Origin of the sequence: Pseudomonas sp. 6D_7.1_Bac1 (assembly GCF_025465945.1) — a bacterium.
Taxonomy (GTDB): Bacteria; Pseudomonadota; Gammaproteobacteria; order Pseudomonadales; family Pseudomonadaceae; genus Aquipseudomonas.
In genome coordinates this window covers 221494-241645 of sequence record NZ_JANLNW010000052.1, presented here as the reverse complement: position 1 = coordinate 241645, position 20152 = coordinate 221494, and the positions used below count along the sequence as shown (strand labels likewise).

Genomic DNA, 20152 nt, shown 5'->3' with positions numbered 1-20152 from the left:
TATGGATACCCTTAACTACCTCGGCCAGGGTTTCGGTGTCGCACTGACCCCATACAACCTGGTCACCGCGTTGTGCGGCACCCTGATCGGCACCGTGGTCGGCCTATTGCCGGGCTTGGGGCCGATCAACGGCGTGGCGTTGTTGATCCCGATCGCTTTCGCCCTCGGCCTGCCACCGGAGTCCGCGTTGATTCTGTTGGCGGCGGTGTATCTGGGGTGCGAGTACGGCGGGCGTATCAGCTCGATTCTGCTGAACATACCGGGCGAAGCGTCCACCGTCATGACCACCCTCGACGGCTACCCGATGGCTCGCCAGGGCATGGCCGGGGTAGCGCTGTCGTTGTCGGCCTGGAGCTCGTTCATCGGCGCCTTCATCGCCACCTGCGGCATGGTGTTGTTTGCCCCGCTGCTGGCGAAATGGGCCATTGCCTTCGGCCCTGCGGAGTACTTCGTACTGATGGTCTTCGCCATTGTCTGCCTGGGCGGCATGGCCGGTGATCGACCGCTGAAAACCTTTATCGCCGCACTGATCGGGCTGTTTCTGTCCTGTGTCGGCATCGATGCCAACAGCGGTGTCTATCGCTTTACCGCAGACAACATCCACCTCACTGACGGTATTCAGTTCGTGGTGTTGGTCCTGGGGCTGTTCTCCATCAGCGAAATCCTGTTGCTGCTGGAAAAAACCCATCATGGTCAGGAAGCCGTGAAAGCGACCGGGCGGATGATGTTCAACTTCAAGGAAGCCGCCTCGGTGTTCGTGGTGAACATTCGTTGCGGCGTGCTGGGGTTCATCATGGGCGTGTTGCCAGGTGCCGGCGCAACGCTGGCCAGTGCCGTTGCCTACATGACCGAGAAACGTATTGCCGGCGCCAGTGGCACTTTCGGCCAGGGCGACAAACGTGGCCTCGCGGCACCGGAAACGGCCATCGGTGGTGCCGCCTGCGGCGCATTGGTACCGATGCTGACCCTCGGCGTACCGGGTTCGGGCACCACCGCGGTGATGATCGGCGCCCTGTCGCTGTACAACATCACCCCAGGTCCGCTGCTGTTCCAACAGCAACCGGACATCGTCTGGGGCCTGATTGCTTCGTTGTTCATCGCCAACATCATGCTGGTGATCCTCAACATCCCGATGATCCGCATCTTCACCCGCATCCTTGCCGTGCCGAACTGGGCACTGGTGCCCGTGATCGCGATCATTACCGGGATTGGCGTTTACGCCGTGCACGCGACCACCTTCGACCTGTTCCTGATGATCGGCATCGGCATCTTCGGCTACATCCTGCGCAAGCTCGACTTCCCGTTGTCGCCGGTCCTGCTGGGTTTCATCCTTGGCGGGTTGATGGAGCAGAACCTGCGTCGCGCACTGTCGATTTCCAATGGCGCACTGGAGATCCTCTGGTCGAGCCCCATCACGTTAGGTGTCTGGGTGCTGACGGCAATCATGCTACTGATGCCATTGCTGCGTATCTGGCGCAAACGTTCGATGGCCCGGCGCGCTATTGCCTGAGGGACCGAGTCGAACCTATCGCGGGCGCCTGGCTCTTGCCCGCGATTGAGTTTTCAAATCGGCGGCAGCCGCCACTCGATCGGCGTCTCGCCATTCTGCTCCAGAAACTTGTTGGCACGGCTGAAGTGCCCGCAACCGAGGAATCCGCGATAAGCGGACAGTGGCGACGGGTGCACGGAAGTCAGCACCAGGTGCTTGGTGGCATCAATCAGTTTCTGTTTGCTCTGCGCATGAGCGCCCCACAGCAAAAACACCAGATGGGGCTGATGTTCGCTGACCACCTCGATAATCCGATCGGTAAAGTACTGCCAGCCCTTGCCCGCATGGGCGTTGGCGCTGGCCCGCTCCACGGTCATGGTGGTGTTGAGCATCAGCACGCCCTGGTCGGCCCAGCTTTGCAGGTAACCGTGGTTCGGGATGTCGATGTTCAGGTCACGCTTCAACTCTTTATAGATGTTCACCAGCGACGGTGGCGCCGGTACACCCGGTTGCACCGAGAAGCACAAGCCATGGGCCTGGCCCGGGCCGTGGTACGGATCCTGGCCGAGGATCACCACTTTGACCTTGTCCAGCGGTGTGGAATTGAGCGCATTGAAGATCATCGGCCCCGGTGGATAGATTTCCTTGCCCGCGGCGTTTTCCTGCCGCAGAAACTCGCGTAACTCCGCCATGTAAGGCTGGTCGAATTCGGCACGCAGTGCTTCCTTCCAGCTCGGTTCGAGTTTGATACGGTCTTCAGCAGTCATGGTTACACCCGAATGTTCAATGGGGCGAACCCTAGGAAAGCCCACCGCGCTTGTCAATTGATCTGACACAGATCCAGCACTTTCTCATACAGCGATCATACTGAACGTTCAATTCAGTCATCGAGGTCAAAATGAATCTGCACTTCGAAGAACTCACCGGCACGGACGGCGCACGCATCGGCATCGCCAGCCTGGATGCCGAAAAATCCCTGAACGCCCTCTCGCTGCCGATGATCAGGGCCTTGAGCGATCAACTGGAAGCCTGGGCCAAAGAGCCGCAGATTGTCTGCGTGCTGTTGCGCGGTAACGGCGCCAAGGCGTTTTGCGCCGGTGGTGAAGTGCGCAGCCTGGTGGAAGCCTGTCGCGCCCATCCCGGTGAAGTGCCGCCCTTGGCCGCGCAATTTTTTGCGGCGGAATATCGCCTGGATTTTCGCCTGCATACCTACCCCAAACCACTGATCTGCTGGGGCCACGGTTACGTGCTCGGCGGCGGCATGGGGTTGTTGCAAGGCGCGAGCATCCGCATCGTCACCCCAAGCAGCCGCCTGGCCATGCCGGAAATCGGCATCGGCCTGTACCCGGATGTCGGCGCCAGTTGGTTTCTGTCGCGGTTGCCCGGCAAGCTCGGCCTGTTTCTTGGCTTGAGTGGTGCGCAGATGAACGGACGCGACGCCATTGATCTGGACTTGGCCGACCGTTTCCTGCTCGATGAACAGCAGGAAAAGCTCATCGAAGGTCTGCTGCAACTGAACTGGCAGGAACAGACGCCGATGCAGCTCAACAGCCTGCTCAAGGCTTTGCAGCAAGAGGCCGTCGGGCAAATGCCCGAGGCGCAATGGTTGCCGCGACGCCAGCAGATTGATGAGTTGCTGGATGTCAGCGACGTACGCTGTGCCTGGCGCGCCATCAGTCTGTTGCGCGATCACCGTGACTTGTTGCTGGCGCGCGCGGCGAAAACCTTGCACGAAGGCTGTCCGCTGACCGCGCATCTGGTCTGGGAGCAGATCCAGCGCGCTCGGCACCTGTCATTGGCCGAGGTCTTTGAGATGGAATACACCATGAGCCTGAACTGCTGCCGTCACCCGGAGTTCAGCGAGGGCGTTCGCGCCCGTTTGATCGACAAGGACCAGAAGCCGCGCTGGCATTGGCCGGACATCAATTCGATCCCTGAGGCGGTCATCCAGGCGCATTTTCATAAGGTCTGGGAAGGTCGACATCCGCTGGCGGATTTGTCGGGTTACTGATATTTCAGGCATCAAAAAAGCGGCGCTGAATGCGCCGCTTGTTCGTTGCAAGGCTTAATGGTTACGGTCGCCTCTGTCATGACCATCGCGGTCGCCATGCCTGTCGTGCTCACGCCCATGACCGCGCTCGTCATCCCAGCCCCGGCGGCCACGACCACCCTCGTCGTGATGACCCCAGCCTTGGCGGCCGTGGTCATCCCAGCCACGGTTCTGGTAAGCGCGGTACTCGACGCGCGGTGGCGCTTGGTAATAACGCGGAGCTGGCTGGTAATAGCGCGGTGCCGAGTAGTAACGCGCGGGCGGTGAGTAGTAAGACCCGCCTCCGTAGTAATAAGCCGGTGCCGGCGAGGTGTAGACCTCAGAGCCGTAATAGCTGGGTCCTTCATCGTAATAGGGCGCACACGCAGAAAGAGTCAAACCCAATGACGCAATGAGAAGAAGTCGGCGATACATGGCGGCCTCCTGGACCGCGAAAGAGCCACACCAGCGACGCTGGTCGGCGGCAGCCAATTGATCTGGCTGACGAAATATCTGACAGTAAAATCGGAATCTGGTGCGACTCGCTAACACATTGAAATGAGTAAGAGATAACGCTTCTTGATCGCTGGTCAGTCAGCACAAAAAACGGCGCATCCTTCACCAGAAAGCGCCGCGCAGTGTAGAAGCTAACAACACGATCAAGCCGGCTAGACTCGCCACGTTTCAGTGATGCCCGTGATAGCCGCCACCACCGTGATAGCGCCCCCCATAACCACCGTAGTGATAACCGCGGTAACCACCGTAGTAATAGCGGGGGCCATAGTAGAAACCACAACAGTAGTAAGGCGCATAATAACCGCCGTAGTAACCTCCGTAGTAATACGGCGCCGGAGTTGCATACACCGCAGGACCGTAATAGCCGGGATCGACATAGTAATAACAGGCTGAAAGACTCAAACCCAGCAACGCACCAAGCAAGACTCGACGATACATGGCGGCCTCCTGGACCGCAGGCAGCACAGACCAGCAACACTGGTCGGCGTCAGTCGCAACACTGAGTGGCTGACACCTATTAAGACTCTGAAACAACCGCCAAGTGCCTCGCCGCGCAAACCTTCAGATCGGCGGCCAGCCCGCCTACCCTGCACAGCCTGTTGTCATGCGCCGACCAGACAATGTACCGTGCCGGACCAATCGGCCGTAACCGAACCCGCACAGAAATGCCCCACTCCAGCCATGAATAAACCTGACCTCTGCCCGGCCTGCGGCACCCGCAACGATTGCAGCCTGGCCGACCCGCGAACCGCCGACCAGGCCTGCTGGTGCTACGGCGTGAGTATCGACCCGGCGGTGCTGCTGGCATTGCCCGCCGAACTGCGTGACCAGTCATGTCTGTGCCCGCGCTGTGCTCAGGTCGAGTCGCAGCTGCAAGCAGCCCGCTAGCATGCGCCCCCTTTCCCGATCCACCGACCGTCATGCGCGTTGACCGTTTCCTCAGCAACCTGCCCCGCTTCAACCGTAAACAGGTGCGTCTGCTGTTGGTGGAGCGACGGATAAAGGTCGATGGGCAGATCGTCAGCGACCCGCATTTCGACGTGCGCGAGTTCAGCCGTGTCGAATGCGACGATGAAGTGCTGCAAGCCGGCAAACCACCGCGCTATTTCATGCTGCACAAACCACCGGGCTGCGTCAGTGCCACTCGCGACCCGGAGCACCCGACCGTCCTCGACCTGATCTTTGAACCCGACAAGGACGATCTGCACATCGCTGGCCGACTGGACTTCAACACCACCGGGCTAATGCTGATCACCAATGACGGCAGCTGGTCCCGACGCCTGACCCAACCGCAAACCAAACTGCCGAAGGTCTACTACGTCGAAACCGAACAACCCATCACCGACGAGTACGCACAGACCTTCGCCCAAGGCCTGTACTTCGCTTTTGAAGACCTCACCACCCAGCCCGCTGAGCTGGTGGTACTCGGGCCGAAAAGTGCGCGGCTGAGCATCGTCGAAGGCCGGTATCACCAGGTGAAGCGGATGTTCGGCCACTTCGATAACAAGGTCTTGCGTCTGCACCGAGAGCGAATGGGATCACTGGAACTCGATGACGCATTGAAACCGGGCGAATATCGCCCACTGAGTGACAAAGAGATCCAGCTGATCTGAGGCAAGCGACCACTGAGCAGAAGTTGTCGAACAATTTACTAACGGCACTTGCGCGATGGCCCCTCCCCTGCTTGAATCAGGACGTCGGCCAAAATGTGACCGACGAGTCACAGCATACTTCTAAGAAACTTTTTTGCCGGTAGTGAGCCTCAGGCTCCGCCTTCTCCCGGCAGATTGCCCGCCTATAACAATACCCGTCGACCAGCCGTCACCGGATCGACATGGGCCTTAAAAATTCCAGGCGTATGCCTACCTGTCACAAAGCTCGTGCAATCTCATTGCGCGCATACCCGCTTGCCAGGAGTCTTATGACATGAGGCCAGAAATCGCTGTGCTGGATATACAAGGTCAGTACCGGGTTTACACGGAGTTCTATCGCGCAGACGCCGCAGAGAAGACCATTATTCTGGTCAACGGCTCGATGGCCACCACTGCATCGTTTGCACAAACCGTGAAAAACCTGCACCCGCAATTCAACGTAGTGTTGTACGACCAGCCCTACGCGGGCAGGTCAAAAGCCCATAATCGGCACGAGAAAATGCTCACCAAGGAAGTCGAAGGACAGATCCTCCTTGAGCTGATCGACCATTTCGCCGCGGAACACGTGATGTCGTTCTCGTGGGGTGGTGCAGCCACTATGATCGCTCTCGCGCAGCGTCCGCGTCGGATCGAGAAAGCTGTGATCAGCTCGTTCTCGCCGGTGGTCAACGAGCATATGCGCGATTATCTGGAGCGTGGTGTCGACTACCTCGGCAACCTCGACCGCGACCGTGTCGGCCACCTGGTCAACAACACCATCGGCAAGCACCTGCCGTCGCTGTTCAAACGCTTCAACTATCGCCACGTCAGCACCCTGGCCGAACACGAATACGGGCAGATGCACTTCCACATCAGCCACGTGCTCAACAGCGATCGCCTGTGCTACCTCAAGGCCGCCAAGCAAATCGACGTGCCGGTACTGTTCATGAACGGTGAATGGGACGAATACACCGCCGCCGGTGATGCCCGACTGTTCGCCGACCATGTGCAACACAGCACGTTCAGCACCATCCAGGCCACTGGGCACTTTCTCGACATGGAACACAAAGCCGCCTGCCGAGACAGCCGCCACGCACTGATGAGCTTCCTGAAACCGGCCCACCATGAAGGCCGAACGCGTTCCCACTTCACCCAGGACCACCATGCATTGGCCATTTGAAACAGCGTCCTCGCGAGTAACCTCGTCTGCCTGACTACACGCACTACCTGTAGAAACGAGGCTTGCCCGCGACAGACCGCAACACGGTTTCAAACCCTGTGTACCGCCGCCATCGCCAGCGCTGAACCCAGCTGCCGACGAGGCATGCCCCTGCCCATCCGAACCTGCAAAAAAACACGTAAACACAGATCCGCCAAAGAAAAACTTCAAATCCCCGGCCACATCTGGTACAAAGTCAGCCGCTCTGAGCGGGTGTCGTATAATGGCATTACTCCAGCTTCCCAAGCTGATAACGAGGGTTCGATTCCCTTCACCCGCTCCACTGTTTTCAAGGCCTCCAGCCTTCCCCGCATCAACTAGGTGTCTGTTAAGGTGTCTGTTTCTGTTTTTCGCAGACTCCGAATGAACTGAACAGACACCAGCACCTAGACCCTCAGCCTTTCCTGAATCATCCCCGCGTCCTGCCGGCCGATCACCACATCATTAGCTGCACGCCACCCCAATTCCGTACCACGGCGACTCGTTCAGGTTCATCGTGACGCACTATCATCGTCTTGCGCTCCGTGCTTTGCTGTACAAATAAACAGTGCTCGAGAGGTTGTGCAATGGCGGGGAAAATTATCGACCTGCAGCAGATCAGAGCGCTGAAGGAAGCGGGAATCGAATGGGGACCCGGCCCTTCAATAGATGACTTACCGTTGTCCTTCTCGACAACCCACTGCGCCGCTGCCCGCGCCATGCTGAGTTGGTCAGTAGAGGCACTCTCATTCCGGTCTGGGGTTTCAGCTAAGGCGATTAGAGACCTTGAAGAAGGACGGAGGATATTGCGACAGGTCACGATGCAATCCTTGTCGTTCGCCTTAGAAGCGGAAGGCCTAGTATTTCTTCCAGGACTAAAGCCCATGCGCGGCCAAAACTGCCGAGGTGGAACTACGGACCCCAGGAAACGTGACGATTTCGATATGATCGAGTAGTTGGCTTTGCGCCATACCCTGTAGGTTAGGGTTTGTTCTGCGATTTATACGGCATTGAACGATAGGGATTCGAACCCGAGCGGGATGCATGGCATACCGCTACAGGCCGCCATTTCTGGAGGTTTGACCTATCTCCAGCGGCCTCCGTAGGTCTATAGCGGCCCCGGATTTGCCCTAGTTTTGCCCTAAAGTGCTCGCGCATATCAGGTGCACTATCCAATAAATGTTCCCGCCCCTAGCCCTTGCAACCCACCTTTCCGACCATAAATTGACACTCCGTACGGCAACATTTGTAGATCACACACAATACTGTATAGACATACAGCAAAAATCATTGTTTACTAAAAACCTTGTCGTATGCTAAAAGGCGCCCCGCATATGACGCTATGCTTCGATCGTTCAACGTGAGATCGTCACATGCACCATGGATGCGTCATCGACTGTAACGCTGGAGGATCCTAACGTGTTCAGCCCAAAAGCCATCGCCAACTTTTTCCTAGACCTCGCTGCTGCGAGTGGGCAGTCCATCAGCCCAATGAAGCTGCAGAAGCTTGTCTACTATGCGCACGGCTGGTATTCGGGTTATACGCAGCAACCTTTGATCAATGAACCTGTCGAAGCTTGGCAGTATGGGCCCGTCATCCCTTCTCTCTATCATGAGTTCAAGCGCTTCGGATCTGGAACAATTAAAGGCAAAGCGACTGACTTCGACTCCCAGGGATTCGGAGAAGTGCCACCGCCAGCCGATCCCAATGTTCGAGCCTTTCTCGAAAATGTCTGGAAAAGCTATGGCCGCTATACAGGAATTGCGCTTTCTGAAATGACACACTCCGCAGACAGCCCATGGCATGAAACATGGACCAAATGCGCAGGGATGAAAGGTGTTGATATTCCTTTTTCTTCAATTGCAGCGCATTTCAAAACAGCTGTTGAAAAGACTCAAGCCCAAGGACAGGTCACTACTGCATGAGCGCAAAAGCATCTGGAGTTCTACCCAACATTGGGTCCGCAGTAATTGACCCCGGAGCAGAGTCTGAAGGCTCTGCTCCGGCAGGACTGACCGGAAAACAAGAGTCTGACTTCTTCGATCAGAGCGGCAAACACTACGAGTACATGCATACCCAGCTTAATCTAGGGTGGTTAGGAAAGTTTTGGGGGGCCAGCGCAGCGCCGAGCAATATTGCCGGCCTGATCGCAATCTGCACCATCACTATGATTTTCGTAACACTTTGCATGGGACCAAGCCCCGAGATCTCTGATACCCGCAAGCTCCTTTTCGGCCTTCTTGGCTCAGCGTTAAGCTTTTTGTTTGGTGCTGCCACAAAAAAATAAATTCCGCGATGTAACTGCACACCCCGATTGTGTTGGGGTATTAACGCAAAAAAGCCCTACAGCCCCGTTAGATAAGGGCTGTAGGGCTTTTTTTGACAAGTCGGCTCAATTGAGCGTTTGGCATTAAATGGCATTGGTTGGCGTACGGTTTGCCCCATGCGATCTAACGACGGTTTGTGTCCCCCGAGAGCTTGCGCCCCTCATTGCGACTAGAAGTAGCATCGGTTATTTGCCCGGTGCTCAGGTTACGATGCGCGCGGGGACTCTCGGTCTACGGATAATTCAGTCCTGCAACCTATTGCGGAACCGGGATTCTGGAATTAGCATCAATGTCCTTCCAAGGTGCAAGTCCGACAAACCTCATAAGGGCGAGTAAGGGCAGATCTTCATCTTCTCCAGAACGATCTCTGGGTAGCTTTGAATCAACCGGGAACTCAACTTCAAAATCTGATTTGGGTACCGGCCAATGTTAAAGCACCTCGCAGTTTGTTTAAGGATTTTAGCTACATCCCCTCAGCTTCGACTTCTCTTGCTTCCTTTATCACTATCCATCCCGGTCTTATCTGTTGCCTTGCTGATCTGGGTATGCCAAACCTCATAGCAATGCGCAGATAGCTGCTTTTTTCCCATTACGACAGCTGTATTGGGTTAGAGGCAGTCATTTGGTTAGTCACATCGGGGGGGGGGATTCGAACCCATTCTGTGTTCACCTTAGTCCGCTTCCGGCCATGAAATACAGGCAATTCCTCGTCAACCATTGGCATATCCCGGCCTATGGCGGCCCTCGATTTGCCCTAAATTTTCCCTAAGCCGGCTTGTTCGGTCATGACAGAACTCCTCCTCTCGGACTTGCCCCATCGGCCAAAAGCATTCGTTCGGAATGCTTATCTCAAGTGGGCAGAGTTTGGGCCAGCTAATAATCCATGTTGGCTTCTCGCTCATAGATGTGACCCCAATACTCTATGAACGCCTCAATGCTATCGTCCCCCCCGGAAATGGTCGTAAGGTACAGCGATAATGATTTGCGGTCATAGCAAGGATCGACGCCCGCTTCTAGAATGCGGTGGGGACCGGCTAAATGGTCTGAGGATAAAAGTTTATCCACCTCGTCAAAAGTGTTGCAGCATTCCGCATGGTCTTGATCCTCAACAGGAAAAAGCGAGAAGCGGGCGCTCTCGCCGTACTTTGTGAAATTAGCTGGGAGCATACCTACGGTGGGTATGAAAACTTGGAGTGCCCCCTTGTCGTTCTCAAAGCCCCCGTGGGCAAAGGGATTGCGAATGCGTTCCTTAATCCTACGCAAATCGCGGATCGTTTCGCGGATCTTATTAGACTGTTTTTGGCCCAGAATCTCGGCGAGCTTCTTATCCCAGCTCATGGATATGAACTCTCGGAAACCACCCTCCGACATCGGCTCTCCCGTAAAGGCTCTAAGGAGAGCTAGGCGATGCTCAATTGCGCTGAAGTAGCAATCAACCATGGCGACTGAGTAAAAGAATCCCTCTTGTTTTTGCTTCATTCCATGATTGAGAACGGCACAAAGCATGCTGCCCAGACCTTCAATCCCATTCGCCTCTGGCCGGTTTTTTGGCTGTCTTCGCTTCCGCTTCGCCTGGCGAAATGCAACATCCGCCTTTTCACGGAAAAAGAGATACCGGGAAGAAAATTCTCCAAAACGATTGGCGATCACCAGCTCCCCATGCTGAATCTGGTGTTCCGTTAGAGGCTTCAAAAACTTTTCAGTAATCTGGATCGCGCCCCTCAATTGGCCAATCACACGTTGGTCATCGAAGGCATGCTCTCCAGCAGGCCTTAACATCCTAAGGCCGAACTTCTGCAGCTCGAATGCAATTGGCTCTCCGCCAACCTGGCCAATCACCGTCCATCTGACTTTCTCGCCATGGCCCATCCACCTCCAGCCCAATCCGTTCCTCAGTGCGAATAGAAGAAGTTCAGGAACGGGAAAATCCTTCCGAGCGAGCCGCGTACGCTGCATAAGGTCGTTGTCGCGAGAGTCTGACCACTCGCTGGAGAAGCCTTCAAGGCACCTTTGAAGTTGTTCCTTAAATGCAGGAATATCGTCGGCGCTGTGAGGGATATCATTGGCCATCCATGAGTCCTTGGCGAAGGGTCTTAAACAAAGCGATAGCATAGCTCGGTGATATGCCGATTCCCTAAAAATGCTTGCTTAACGGTTCATGGCCGACGACGGTCCTCACGAACGGCAGCTGTTGGCGGAAGCAGCCCTCTAGCAGCTTCCCAAGCTGATAACGAGGGTTCGATTCCCTTCACCCGCTCCAATCAGATTTCAGTCTCATGTCATTTTTAGACGGGGGATGCAGGTAAAGAAAAAACCGGCCTTGATGGCCGGTTTTTTTGTGTCCGGGGTTTGGTGGAATCGGGCTCTGAGGCATCCCCCACTTTCGTCCGTTGTCCGCTTATCGATGAGTAAGTGCTCTCGGGGCGTTAGCGACTACCCTGAAGTCTGTTAGCGTTTTTTTCTAAAAGCACAGATTTATTATCAAATTTCATCAAGCGTTAACATTTTCATACCTAGGAAAATTAGCGTTTTCGCATATGATCGATGTTCTGTTAGCGTTTTTATTGCCCCAGTAAAGGATTTCGTCAATGCAAGTCGGTTTCAAGACCCTCGCAAACCGTTACGACATCGCACTGGCACAGCCCCTACGAGTCGACTCGATGATCGGCACTGTACGTGTCAGTCGCGAAAGTGACGGAAATGTGGAGAACCGGTATCCGGCAAGCTATCGGCCCGCAGACGATTTCGCAGGACATTTCGAATTCGGCCTCAAGTACGAAGAGATCCATCTCGAGTTCTTCGCCCGCCTGTTTGCGGCCATAGGTCCGCAGCCTATCGAAGACTGGTGTCGACGGGAGCCATTCGGCCAGTATGCCCGCCGCACGGGATTTCTCTACGAATGGCTGACAGGGCAACGTCTGGATGTGCCAGACGTGACCAATGGCGGTTATGTCGATGTACTTTCGCCACAAGATTACCTGACTCGTCACAAGGCACTGCGAACACGGCGTTGGCGAGTCAATAACAATCTGCCGGGGACGGCTGAGTTCTGCCCCTTGGTTCGTCGTACGGCACCAGTGCAAGACGCTCTGCAATTCGATCTACGCAAGGCATTGGATGAGTTGGATCAGGCCTTTGGTGCCGACATACTGATGCGTACGGCCAGTTGGCTGACGTTCAAGGAATCACGCGCGAGCTTTCTCATCGAAAAGGAAGCCGACCAGGCCGATCGCATCCGGCGGTTTGCCCATGTCATTGGCCAGTACTGCGGTCATATCGAAGACCCGTTAAGCAACGACAGCCTGCAGTCCCTGCAAGCTGGCATTCTGGGGCGGGATGCTATCGGACTGGGCTTGCGGCGCTCTCCTGTGTTTGTGGGACAAGCCACGATGCACGAGGACATCGTGCATTACATTGCCCCACATTTCGCGGATCTCGCTCAGCTATTGGCAGGACTCAACGAGTTTGAGGTCGCAACTCGAGGTGCGGAGTCAGTGGCACGTGCCGCTGTATTGGCATTTGGCTTTGTGTACATCCATCCCATGCGCGATGGCAATGGCCGGATTCATCGCTTCCTGATCAACGACACCCTTATTCGGGATAAGGCAGTGCCCGACGGCGTGATACTGCCGGTGTCAGCCACTATCACAAGCTCGATCGACTTCAGGGCCGGCTACGACCGTACGCTCGAAGTGTTCTCGCGACCGTTCATGCGACGTTACGCAGCGGCCTATCGGTTCGGCGAACTCGTGACCTATGAGGACGGGACTCGCAGCAACTTCATCTTCGATGAATACGAGGACGCGTGCTTTGCCTGGCGCTATCTCGATCTGACCGAACACGTCCTGTACACCGCACGTGTCGTCGAGCACACGATTCGAAAGGAAATGGCGGATGAAGCCAGAGTACTGGTGATCTTTCAGCGAGCTCAGGACCGGTTGAAAGAAGTACTGGAGATGCCAGACCAGGATGCGAACCGCATCATCCGCTCCATCAAGGAGAACGGCTGGGTGGTGTCCGGCAAGCTAAAGAAAGGGTACCCGCAGCTTGAAGATGAGCGCATGGCAGAACGCATTGTCGAGGCCGTGCGTTCTGCGTTTGAGGATCGTGAGATGGGGGGCGGTGAAGAGTGACTCTTCGGCGGATCCGGAAACTCTGATTCCCCCCTGAACAGCCAGTCAACACCTGCCAAATTAAGACGCGGATTGCCCATTCTCTGGGGGGCCGAGCGAAGCCGACTTTCAGAATGGCAATGTCCTACTCTACTCTGGGAATTGTCCGTACACTTGCTCATTGCTGTGCTTTTGCCATAAAGCCTATAGTCGAATCGGCGCCAAAATGGCGTGTCGGGTTTGGCGACTCGGCGACATGGTACAGAAGCTTTCGAGTAGGTTCGGAGCGCTTTTGAACGCACTTGGCTACCTGTTTTTTGGTAGCTGTGCGTGGGAGATCCTAGGATCTGCCGGTTTTACCATGTCCGGTTCGCCAACCCGCGTACAGCTGCCACCCTTTGTTTGGCGACAATTGAGTGGTGGGGTCTTCCAACTACATGGTGATCACTCATGAATGAATACATGGCCTTAACCAGCAACGCCGACGACCTACCCTCCCTGTTCGTCAACACCACTCAACCGCTGCATTCACTGCTCAACACGGCCAGCTACAGAATCCGAGCCGTGACGCAGATTCTTGAAAACCTCGCGATGCGGGGTGACATCACCACTGACTCGGTCATTCTCAGCGACTTCGCATTGCTCTGCTGCATACCTTTGCGCGACGGTTGCGATGTGCTGGATGTCATTGCGCGACGTATGGATGCAGAACCGTCCTGACGTCACAAGGGGGCGCTGTTTCAGCGCCCCCTTGTGTTCAAGCGGATGTCATGCAGCGTGCTGATCCATCCCGGCTTTCCGACAGTTCTAACTGTAGTTTGGCCGATTTCAGGACCTGTTTTCGGCCTCGTTGAGCGAACCTGCTGCCGCCGCCGCGATGCAGAATTCGTCGGCGCGCACCAGGCCCTGACGCCGCCTCCAGATCTTGACACCACAAACCATGCATGCTAGCGAGTGCTATACTTCTTTCGAATTGCATGAAGTGTGCAACGTTCCCCTCGGGTACAGATACCGACTGCAAATCTCAGTTAACGGCTGCAGGACAGAGGAGGTCTACAGCAAACACGAGATGGGAGGTGTGGTATGAATCGGCACTATTACATCAGTGACAATCTCGACGATCTTGAAACCGTTGAAAATGAATTGGAAGCCAACGGCATCAATACCGAACAAATTCATGTGCTCAGTGAAAAAGTTGCTGATGTTGAAGAACATCACCTCCACGAAGTTAACTCGTTAATGAAACAAGATACTGTTCACTCTGGCGAGATTGGCGCGGTGGTCGGTGTGCCACTCGCGGCGCTGGTCCTTGGCGGCGCCTATTGGCTGGGTTGGACCAAATCCGCCGCAGGCTGGGTGCCTTTTATCTTCCTTGCCATTGTTATAGTGGGCTTCTGCATCTGGGAAGGTGGTTTTTTTGGTATCCAGGTGCCAAACACTCACTTCCGCAATTTTAAACAGGTAGTAGAAGAGGGAAAACATATCTTCTTCGTGGATGTTGAGCCGGATCAGGAGTCGGTATTGGACCGGGTAATCAAACATTATCCAAGGCTGAAGATCGCCGGCACGGGAACGGCAGCCCCCCACTGGACAGTAGCCTGGCTGCACAAATGGCATCAGTTCAAGCGAGTGATATCGGGTTAGCCCCTGGAGGTTTAAGGCCATCCGGAAGTCACTTATTGGCCGAAGAAAATGACCCGACTGAGAAAAACATAGTCTGCCTCGGTGGCCATCAGCCCGACGAGCACCAGTAAACACAAAGGTGGCACCAATATGGCGTAGACCATGGCCAACCGTTCCCAGGCCATATGCATGAAGATGGAGACAATTAAACCTGCCTTCAACAACATGAGCGTGATAATCAGCGACCACCTGAGGTAGCCCTGGAAGTGAAAGTAGTCGACAAGATACGACAGCGTGCTGAGGACGAATAGCAGTCCCCAGATTTTAAGGTACAAACTAATTGGATGTTGCTGACCCTGAGCATGCGCCATCATCAGTGCTCCTCTTCAGAACCTGTTCACGACCTACCATAAATAGAAGAAAGCAAAAATAAACACCCACACCAAGTCCACAAAGTGCCAGTAAAGCCCGGCTATCTCGACGATCTGATAGTTTCCGGAGCGCTCAAAATCTCCGCGCAATACTTTCAGCGCCACAATGCTGAGGTAGATGACGCCGACTGACACATGCAGTCCGTGAAAACCGGTAATCATGAAAAAGCTGGCACCAAATTGTGCCGCCCCCATAGGGTTCCCCCAGGGACGCACCCCTTCTGCGATGAGCTTGCTCCATTCAAATGCCTGCATGCCGACGAAGGTCACACCCAAGGCTGCGGTCGCCAGCATCAGGGCCGTGGTTTTCGCGCGATCACGGCGGTAGGCGAAATTAACTGCCATAGCCATGGTGCCGCTGCTACTGATCAGCACAAAGGTCATGATGGCGATCAGAATAAGTGGGATTTCTCTACCGCCGATCGTCAATGCAAACACTTCACTGGGGTTTGGCCAGGCGCTGGTGATGGTCATGCGTACCGACATGTAGCCGGTTAAAAAACAGGTGAATACAAAAGTATCGCTGAGCAGGAATATCCACATCATCGCCTTGCCCCAGGGGACCTGCTTGAAAGCCTCTCTATCCGAGGACCAGTCGCTGGCGATGCCCTGCCATCCTGGTACAGGCGGTGAGCTGGGTGGATTGGATGAACTGGACTCGACTGGGGCTGGTGGGTGCGATGCCATGGCTTTTCACCTCAGGCCGCAGAATCTGGCGATGGCTTCATAGGTTGCCGGCGTACTGGTCAGCAGAGCGAATAGCACGAACCAAAGACCCAGTAAGTAATGCCAATAGATGGCACAGAGCTCTACGCTGGCGCTGAGTTGCGGCAACGGCACGCGATGCAGGAATTTAGCGACGGTTCTGCTCCAGGCTATCAGCCCGCCCAGCAGGTGGAACCCATGCAGGCCGGTCAACAGGTAGAAGAAACTGTTGGCCGGATTGCTGGCGACAAAGTAGCCCCAGGCGACAAACTGCTGCCAGACCCAGAGTTGTCCCGTCAGAAAGGCAACTGCAAATACGCCCCCCAATGCGAAGCCAATGACCGTTGCGCCCAGTCGAGCCTTTCGGGCGGCCATGCGCGACCACTGCAGTGCGATGCAACTGAATACCAGAAAAGCCGTATTCAGCCATAGCTGCCATAGATTGGCTAACGGCGCCAAGGGCTCTGTCAGGGGTAGCCAGTCGGCCATCTGTGAGCGCTCGATAAAGGCGACCAGGAAGAGAAAGAATAACGAGCTCACCACGGCCAGAAACAAGCGCAGGCCTATTCTTGCGTTTTGGATTCTATCGGCACCCTCGGCGGCCTGAATACCCTCAGGATCGCGACTCCAACTGCCGCCGGGGTCAGCGCCGTCGGCGTTTCTCAATAGCAGTCTGTTCATGTTTTAACGTCCGCTATCTTGGTTCCGGCACTGAGTTGCCGCATCTGCTCAAGCTCCTCGGCGGAGACCGTTTGCGGAACGAAATCCTGTTCTATCCCCGGCACACTGTAGTCATAGGCCCAGCGATGCACGACCGGCAGCTTCGCTCCCCAGTTACCGTGTATCGGCGGGGTGTTCGGCGTTTGCCATTCCAGACTGGCCGCGCCCCAGGGATTACTGCCTGCGGGCTTGCCTTTAAATACACTCCAGGCCAGGTTGAACAGGAACAGCAGTTGGGAAACGCCGACGGTCAATGCGACTACCGTAATGAAGGCATTCAAATCTTGCGCCGACTGCGGGATGAACGCGTAGTTTTCATAGGCGTAGTAGCGACGTGGCATACCCTGGAAACCCAGGTAGTGCATGGGGAAGAAGATGGCGTAGGTGCCCAGAAAGGTAATCCAGAAATGCAGCTTGCCCAGGGTGTCGTTCGTCATGCGCCCGGTAACTTTCGGGAACCAGTGATAAATGCCGCCGAACACCACCAGTACCGGTGCGACACCCATGACCATATGAAAATGGGCCACGACGAAATAGGTGTCCTCGAGCGGAATATCCACAATCACATTGCCGAGAAACAACCCGGTCAGACCGCCGACCAGGAAGGTGACGATAAAGGCCAGGGCAAACAGCATCGGCACGGTTAGATGGATGTCGCCCCGCCACAGGGTCAGCACCCAGTTATAGACTTTCAATGCGGTCGGCACCGCGATGATCAAGGTGGTGGTGGCGAAGAAAAAGCCAAAGTAGGGGTTCATTCCGCTGACATACATATGGTGCGCCCAGACCACAAAGCTGAGTACGCCAATCGCAATAATGGCCCACACCATCATTCGGTAGCCGAAGATACTTTTACGCGCATGCGTGCTGATCAAGTCGGAGACCAGGCCAAACGCAGGGAGAGCAACGATGTAGACTTCCGGGTGGCCGAAGAACCAGAACAGATGCTGGAATAATATTGGGCTGCCACCTTGGTGATTGAGTTGCTGCCCCAGCGAGATAATCGCCGGTATGAAGAAGCTGGTGCCCAACAGTTTGTCAAACAGCATCATGACGGCACTGACAAACAACGCCGGGAAGGCCAGCAAGGCCATAATCGAGGCCATGAAGATTCCCCATACGGAGAGCGGCATGCGAAACAATGTCATGCCGTGCGTGCGCGCCTGCAACACCGTGGTTACGTAGTTCAACCCGCCCATGGTGGCTGCGACAATAAAAATCGCCAGTGAGACGAGCATCAGTACGATGCCCCACTCGGTCCCCGGTGTCCCCCGAGTAATGGACTGTGGTGGATAAAGCGTCCAGCCCGCACCAGTGGGGCCGCCAGGGACAAAGAAACTGGCGAGCAACACCAGTACCGCCAGCAGGTAGAACCAGTAACTCAGCATGTTGACATAGGGGAAGACCATGTCGCGGGCGCCCACCATCAGTGGGATCAGATAGTTGCCGAAGCCACCCAGAAACAAGGCCGTCAGCAAATAAATGACCATGATCATGCCGTGCATGGTCATCGCCTGATAGTAAGTACTGGCGTCCATGAACCCCAAACTACCGGGGAAGCCTATCTGCATGCGCATCAAGTCGGACAACACTAGGGCTATAAAACCCACGAACAAAGCCGTCAAGGAATATTGAATGGCTATGACCTTGTGGTCCTGACTCCAGATATATTTGGTCAGGAAACTTTTGGGTTCGTGCAGTGCTTCTGTTTCGGCTTGCTCCGCATAGGCCATCACGTCATCCTCCAGCTGAAGTTTCGGTGTATTTCTGGCTGCTTTACGGCTGCTTTCCTGGCTGCGCCTTGCTCGCATCAGCGTCGGCATTCGCTTGGGATTTGATAAAAGCGATCAGTGCGTTCAACTCCTTTTCACTCGGAGCAAAGGTCGGCATGACGGGCGCATAGCCCTTGATGATTCTGGTATTGGGCTTAAGAACTGTTTCTTTGATATAGCCCTCATCGACCTTTATCGTCGTACCGTCGGCAAAGGTTTCTGTCTTGCCATACAGGCCCTGCCAGCTGGGGCCGACGCCCTTACTGCCATCGACACTGTGGCAGGCCAGACAGCCGAACGACTTGGCCAGCCGCTGTCCCTGCGCCGCCAGGTCGTCACCTGGGCCCGGCGCTCCGCTGGCAGAAAGTTCATTGCCTTGCTGCGCAGTACCCAGTGATTTGATCAGGGCGACGAGAGCACCCAGTTCATCTTCATTGAGAGTATAGGCCACCATGACCGGCGGGTAGCCCTGTACCCGTCGGGCCTTTGGATCGAGGATCGCCGCTTTCAGGTAGGCCTCATCGACTGGCACACTGGTGCCATCGGCAAGCTGTTCAGTGCGGCCGTACAGCCCCTTCCATCCCGGGCCGAGACTGGCACTGCCATCCTGGCTATGGCAGGCACTGCAGCCGTGCTTTTCGACCAACAGGCGGCCTTTTTCCAGCACGCTGTCCCGACTGGGCCTGGCCGCTGTCGCTAATGTCTGCGCAAACGTCGGTTGGCTGCTCAGCCATTGATCGAAGGCGTCCTGTTCTTCCACGATCATATGCCCGCGCATGTTGTAATGCCCTACGCCACAATATTCAGCGCAAAGGATTTCATACTTCCCGGTTTTAGTCGGTGTAAACCAAAAGTACGACACCATCCCTGGCACCATGTCCATCTTGCCGCGCATTTGCGGTACATAGAAATTGTGCAACACATCTTTAGAACGCAGTAAAACCTTTACCGGCTTATTGACCGGAAGATGAACTTCACTGCTTATTACAAGCACATCGTCCTGCCCAGCAGGATCATTGGGATCAAGGCCGAAGGGATTGGTGGCATCAACAAATTTAATATCCGATTTTCCCAGTTTCCCGTCTTGGCCGGGAAAACGAAAGGCCCACTGCCACTGTTGGGCGAGCACTTCAAGTTCATAAGCTTTTTTCGGTACCCGGACGAAATCACTGTAAACAACCAGACCGGGCGCCAACAACCCGACAATACCTACCGAGGTAACGATAACTAACCATAATTCCAACTTTTTATTTTCTGGCTGATAGGCCGCCTTGCCCCCCTCCTTGTGACGATAACGCATCACGGCTACCGCCATAAATACCGTGACAGCGATGAAAAATATTCCGGTAATGATCAGGGTGATGAACAGGGTGGTGTCTATTGACCCCCAGTTGGAAGCTGCCGGTGTCGCCTGCCAAGGCGCGAACATGTTGAACAGCACTGAGGCAACAACGATTAGAATCAAGATAATTGCTATTGCCATTTTCTCTTCATCCTATCCCAATCACTGTTACTCATTGGTTATGCAAAAGCATCGCCACTAAACAACATCGTCAAACTAATATTAATCTGACGCCCAGGCACCTATCCTGATGGCC

19 protein-coding genes and 1 tRNA gene are annotated in these 20152 nt (G+C 55.3%); 11 read left to right on the top strand and 9 right to left on the bottom strand.

The window, feature by feature from the left end:
- Position 1: 1 nt before the first annotated feature.
- Entirely contained in the window at positions 2-1510 is a 1509-nt protein-coding gene (locus NTD87_RS14185; protein ID WP_262114574.1) for a tripartite tricarboxylate transporter permease, read from the top strand.
- A gap of 53 nt (positions 1511-1563) precedes the next feature.
- Here NTD87_RS14185 and ung read toward each other — a convergent pair whose 3' ends face one another.
- Positions 1564-2256 carry a uracil-DNA glycosylase gene (ung, locus tag NTD87_RS14180; protein ID WP_262114573.1) on the bottom strand — a complete coding sequence of 231 codons (693 nt, stop codon included), beginning with the start codon at positions 2254-2256 and terminating at the stop codon, positions 1564-1566.
- Between the two features lie 131 nt (positions 2257-2387).
- Between ung and NTD87_RS14175 the strand changes: the two genes are divergently transcribed.
- Positions 2388-3500, top strand: a complete 1113-nt coding sequence (locus NTD87_RS14175) for an enoyl-CoA hydratase/isomerase family protein (protein ID WP_262114572.1) — start codon at positions 2388-2390, stop codon at positions 3498-3500.
- A 54-nt stretch (positions 3501-3554) separates the two neighbouring features.
- Here the strand turns inward: NTD87_RS14175 and NTD87_RS14170 are convergent, their stop codons facing one another.
- Both NTD87_RS14170 and NTD87_RS14165 read right to left on the bottom strand, forming a co-directional pair.
- Complete coding sequence (locus NTD87_RS14170; protein ID WP_262114571.1) at positions 3555-3953, bottom strand: hypothetical protein; 399 nt, start codon at positions 3951-3953, stop codon at positions 3555-3557.
- A 249-nt stretch (positions 3954-4202) separates the two neighbouring features.
- Positions 4203-4472, bottom strand: a complete 270-nt coding sequence (locus NTD87_RS14165) for a hypothetical protein (protein WP_262114570.1) — start codon at positions 4470-4472, stop codon at positions 4203-4205.
- Between the two features lie 243 nt (positions 4473-4715).
- On the opposite strand from NTD87_RS14165, the gene NTD87_RS14160 reads away from it, so the two are divergent.
- The 6 genes from NTD87_RS14160 (at position 4716) to NTD87_RS14135 (ending at position 9151) form a co-directional block, all read left to right on the top strand.
- Entirely contained in the window at positions 4716-4922 is a 207-nt protein-coding gene (locus NTD87_RS14160; RefSeq protein WP_262114569.1) for a cysteine-rich CWC family protein, read from the top strand.
- A 32-nt stretch (positions 4923-4954) separates the two neighbouring features.
- Positions 4955-5647, top strand: coding sequence for a pseudouridine synthase (locus NTD87_RS14155; protein ID WP_262114567.1), 693 nt, complete (start codon positions 4955-4957; stop codon positions 5645-5647).
- A 313-nt stretch (positions 5648-5960) separates the two neighbouring features.
- Positions 5961-6845: an alpha/beta fold hydrolase gene (locus tag NTD87_RS14150; RefSeq protein ID WP_262114566.1), complete on the top strand. Its 885-nt coding sequence runs from the start codon at positions 5961-5963 to the stop codon at positions 6843-6845.
- Positions 6846-7093: 248 nt separating this feature from the next.
- Positions 7094-7167: transfer RNA gene (locus tag NTD87_RS14145), tRNA-Gly, on the top strand.
- 1115 nt (positions 7168-8282) lie between these two features.
- A complete protein-coding gene (locus NTD87_RS14140) occupies positions 8283-8789 on the top strand; it encodes a Panacea domain-containing protein (RefSeq protein WP_262114565.1) in 507 nt (168 codons plus the stop codon).
- Complete coding sequence (locus tag NTD87_RS14135) at positions 8786-9151, top strand: hypothetical protein (RefSeq protein WP_262114564.1); 366 nt, start codon at positions 8786-8788, stop codon at positions 9149-9151. Before NTD87_RS14140 ends, NTD87_RS14135 begins: the two co-directional genes overlap by 4 nt.
- Positions 9152-10064: 913 nt before the next feature.
- Here the strand turns inward: NTD87_RS14135 and NTD87_RS14130 are convergent.
- Complete coding sequence (locus NTD87_RS14130) at positions 10065-11261, bottom strand: hypothetical protein (RefSeq protein WP_262114563.1); 1197 nt, start codon at positions 11259-11261, stop codon at positions 10065-10067.
- A 518-nt stretch (positions 11262-11779) separates the two neighbouring features.
- On the opposite strand from NTD87_RS14130, the gene NTD87_RS14125 reads away from it, so the two are divergent.
- The 3 genes from NTD87_RS14125 (at position 11780) to NTD87_RS14115 (ending at position 14947) form a co-directional block, all read left to right on the top strand.
- A complete protein-coding gene (locus NTD87_RS14125; RefSeq protein WP_262114562.1) occupies positions 11780-13324 on the top strand; it encodes a Fic family protein in 1545 nt (514 codons plus the stop codon).
- Positions 13325-13753: 429 nt separating this feature from the next.
- A complete protein-coding gene (locus NTD87_RS14120; RefSeq protein WP_262114560.1) occupies positions 13754-14023 on the top strand; it encodes a short-chain dehydrogenase in 270 nt (89 codons plus the stop codon).
- 363 nt (positions 14024-14386) lie between these two features.
- Positions 14387-14947 carry a magnesium transporter gene (locus NTD87_RS14115; protein WP_262114559.1) on the top strand — a complete coding sequence of 187 codons (561 nt, stop codon included), beginning with the start codon at positions 14387-14389 and terminating at the stop codon, positions 14945-14947.
- Positions 14948-14979: 32 nt separating this feature from the next.
- Here the strand turns inward: NTD87_RS14115 and NTD87_RS14110 are convergent, their stop codons facing one another.
- The 5 genes from NTD87_RS14110 to NTD87_RS14090 are packed head-to-tail and all read right to left on the bottom strand — an operon-like array spanning position 14980 to position 20037.
- Positions 14980-15297 (bottom strand): cytochrome C oxidase subunit IV family protein, encoded by a 318-nt coding sequence (locus NTD87_RS14110; protein WP_262114690.1) that lies wholly within the window; start codon positions 15295-15297, stop codon positions 14980-14982.
- Between the two features lie 33 nt (positions 15298-15330).
- The gene (locus NTD87_RS14105; protein WP_262114558.1) at positions 15331-16044 is read right to left on the bottom strand and encodes a heme-copper oxidase subunit III family protein; all 714 of its coding nucleotides are present in this window, start codon (positions 16042-16044) and stop codon (positions 15331-15333) included.
- 6 nt (positions 16045-16050) lie between these two features.
- On the bottom strand, positions 16051-16743 hold the full coding sequence (locus NTD87_RS14100) for a cytochrome c oxidase subunit 3 (RefSeq protein ID WP_262114556.1): 693 nt from the start codon (positions 16741-16743) through the stop codon (positions 16051-16053).
- Positions 16740-18515: a cytochrome c oxidase subunit I gene (gene ctaD, locus NTD87_RS14095; RefSeq protein WP_262114689.1), complete on the bottom strand. Its 1776-nt coding sequence runs from the start codon at positions 18513-18515 to the stop codon at positions 16740-16742. The genes NTD87_RS14100 and ctaD overlap by 4 nt, the downstream gene beginning before the upstream one ends.
- A 43-nt stretch (positions 18516-18558) precedes the next feature.
- On the bottom strand, positions 18559-20037 hold the full coding sequence (locus NTD87_RS14090) for a c-type cytochrome (protein WP_262114555.1): 1479 nt from the start codon (positions 20035-20037) through the stop codon (positions 18559-18561).
- Positions 20038-20152 lie beyond the last annotated feature (115 nt).